Raw genomic sequence first — 3,061 nt, 5'->3', positions numbered from 1 at the left:
CAACGGGCCGGCGTGGACCGGTGGCCGGTGCGGGCGGGTGAACACGGCCACGGCGAGGGCGTGGAGACCCTCCGCCTCGAACGGGGGGTGCCCCTCGACGGCGTGGTACAGGGTGGCGCCGAGCGCCCACAGGTCGTTGGCCGGGGTCGGGCGCTTGCCGTCCAGCTGCTCCGGCGGCATGTACTGCGGCGTGCCGATGACGATCCCGCTGTGACTCAGCCTGGTCGTGGCGTCCGCGAGGTGGGCGATGCCGAAGTCGGTCAGGACGACACGGTCCTTGGCCAGGAGCACGTTGTCCGGCTTGATGTCGCGGTGGACGATCCGCGCCTCGTGCGCCGCGGTCAGCGCGTCGAGGACGGCGGCGCCGATCTCGGCCACGCGCCGTACGGGCAGCCGGCCGTGGCCGCGGATCGCGGCGGCCAGGGACTGGCCACGGACCAGCTCCATGACGATGACCGGGGCGCCGTGGTGCTCCACGACGTCATGGACGGTGATGACCCCCGGATGGCTGAGAGTGACCGCGGCGCGCGCCTCGCCCGTGAACCGCCGGAGCAGCGCCTCACGGGCGTCGTCGTCCATGCCCGGCGGGAAGAGGATTTCCTTGACGGCGACTTCGCGTCCGAAGAGCTGCTGGTCAAGACCGCGCCAGACCCGGCCCATGCCGCCTTGGCCGATGTGTTCGACCAGTTGGTACCGGCCGGCGATGAGTTCGTGGTTCTGCTCGGTCACGCGCACACTCTAGGTCCTGATGAGCCGATCAGGTGATGGAAAGACGGCTTGATCACGCCCCTTGTGGCGAAGGTGCGAAGCGCCGGCGGGAGGGGCGGGCCGAGCGGATCGGTGAGCGCGGTGTCTCACTCCGGGAGAGATCCGGTCCCCAGTTCGGAAGGCCCCGGGCTCCCGTGCGACGACCGGGTGGCCGCTCTCCGTCAGGAGACTTCGGCCCCGGACCCCATCCCGCTCACGGCCCGCGCCAGACGTGGGCGAAGGAAGCGTTCCCGACGGTCCGTCTCTGGCGGACGGCCTCCAGCGCCATGACCGCGTCGCGTACGGCGGCGACCACGGTCGTGGCCGCTTCGTCATCGAGCCCCGGCTCCACGTCGGACGACCCGCCGCCGATGCCCACGACCGAGGCGAGGGCTGCCAGGACGGTCCCCTCCGCTCCCAACGGTCGGTGCACCGTCCCGCGGCGGGCCGGTGCACCGACCGGTTCCATGGGCCGCGCGCCGAACGACGAGCGGCCGCCGGCCCTCGGTGTCGGATCACCGTCCACGTGGCGGAGGGACCCGGTCGGTGGACGACGCGGCGGTGGCCCGGCAAGGCCGCATGCCCAAGGGGCGGACGACTCACGGTGAGGTGGACCGCTCCGGGGAGCGGAGCACGAGCAAGGTGATCTCGCTGGGGGCGAAGACCCGGAAGGGCGGGCCCCAGAAGCCGGTGCCGCGGCTGGTGTAGAGGAGGGTGCGAGCGCCGTGGCGGCTGAGGCCGGCGACGGCGGGCTGGTCGAGGCGGACCAAGTGGTGGAAGGGCCAGATCTGGCCGCCGTGGGTGTGGCCGGAGAGCTGGAGGTCGATGCCGTGTGCCGCCGCCCGGTCGACGAACTTGGGCTGGTGGGCGAGCAGGAGGACGGGCAGGTCGGGATCGGCGCCCTGGAGGGCTCCGGCGAGGTGGGCGCGGTGTCCCGCCAGCCCGGAGGACTCGGCGGTGACGTCGTCGACACCTGCGACCACGAGGGTGTCACCACCGCGTTCGAGCAGCAGATGACGGTTGCGCAGCGGCTCCCAGCCCAGCTCGTCCATCAGGTCGACCCAGCCCTGGGCCTCGCTGTAGTACTCGTGATTGCCGGTGACGTAGACCCGGGCCCGCGTCGCCCGCACGGTGCCCAGGGGAGCGGCCTGGGCGCGACGGCGTTCGGCCGTGCCGTCCGCGATGTCACCGGTGTGGCACACCAGATCGGCCTCCAGGCTGTTGACCGTCTCGCAGACCCGTGCCGACCAGCGGGCGCGGTCGAGCGGACCGTAGTGGGTGTCGGTGATCAGAACGACCCGGGTGCCGTCCAACCCCGCTCCCAGGCGCGGGAGCGGCACATCGAGCCGGCGCACGCGCGGCACGCGTCGGGCCTCGGCGTACCCCCATGCGAGCAGTACGGCGGCTGTGCAGAGGACGGTCCAGGTGACGATGCGTGCCCGGCCCTGTCCGTCACCGACACCGGCCACGGTCAGGACGAGCCGCAGCAGGACACCGAGCAGAACGGACCAGGTGAACAGGACCCAGATGCCGCCCAGCAGCGCGTCACCGACGATTGCCGCCCGGTCCTGCTGTCGACGACCGTGGCCGCGCGCCATCGCGAGCGGCATTCCGGCCAGGCCGAGGACGAAGAGGGCGGTGCCGATCAGCGTGACGGGGAGCGGCCAGCGCTGACCGGTGTGCAGGAGAACCCAGCACGGCACGGCCCACAGCAGGAAGGGGGCGATCAAGGGGAGGTGGCGCATCAGGCGCTGCAATCGGGTCCGTGACGCCCCTTGTTCCTCCTGGGCGGCAGATCGGGTGCTGCTGGTCTCTGTCACGCTTCCCCCTCTTGAGGTCCTGTCCGGCGGATCGTGCGAGTGGCGGGGCCGGGTGACGGCAGCGGCACGTTCGTCGTGCCGGCCATCCGCCGGTGGCCTCCGCACGAGCCGCCGCCCACGCCCTGCTTCTGCTCCGGCCTTGCTTGCCAGAGCCTCTTGGAGAGCCCATTGTCCGCCGTGGGGGAACGGGCTGTCCTCGCGAACGGCGCACTCCCCACCGGCCACCCCGACCGCGCACTGCGCCGAGAGCGTCCACGGCCACCGCCGACGCCGGTCCAGGAGACCCGCCCGGGGTGCTCGCCGGGCCACCGCCTTCCCTTTGCAGGCCCGTACGAGCCGTTCGGCAGCGCGGCCGGCCACCACGCGCGCGTGCGCGACATGCCGGGCACCGGGGCCCTGCGCAGGAGAGCCACGAACCCCTCGTCCACTCGGCGTCCTGCCTCGGCGGAGTCGCTCCCGGCCGTGCACCCGCTCCCGGCCGTGCACCCGCCCCC

Annotated in this window: 3 protein-coding genes; all 3 read right to left on the bottom strand. The window is 72.9% G+C overall.

All coding sequences use genetic code 11. The features are described 5' to 3' along the window. The coding region (locus tag K7G60_RS38480; RefSeq protein WP_225805612.1) for a serine/threonine-protein kinase at positions 1-729 on the bottom strand (729 nt) is incomplete at its 3' end. 232 nt (positions 730-961) lie between these two features. Further along, the gene (locus K7G60_RS38475; protein WP_225805611.1) at positions 962-1,168 is read right to left on the bottom strand and encodes a hypothetical protein; all 207 of its coding nucleotides are present in this window, start codon (positions 1,166-1,168) and stop codon (positions 962-964) included. 178 nt (positions 1,169-1,346) lie between these two features. Then, positions 1,347-2,567, bottom strand: coding sequence for a metallophosphoesterase (locus K7G60_RS38470; protein WP_225805610.1), 1,221 nt, complete (start codon positions 2,565-2,567; stop codon positions 1,347-1,349). Between the last annotated feature and the right edge of the window lie 494 nt (positions 2,568-3,061).

The sequence above is a fragment of the Streptomyces sp. NK15101 genome (genome assembly GCF_020400725.1).
In the GTDB taxonomy this organism is placed as follows: domain Bacteria; phylum Actinomycetota; class Actinomycetes; order Streptomycetales; family Streptomycetaceae; genus Streptomyces.
This window is presented reverse-complemented; position numbering and strand designations above follow the sequence as displayed.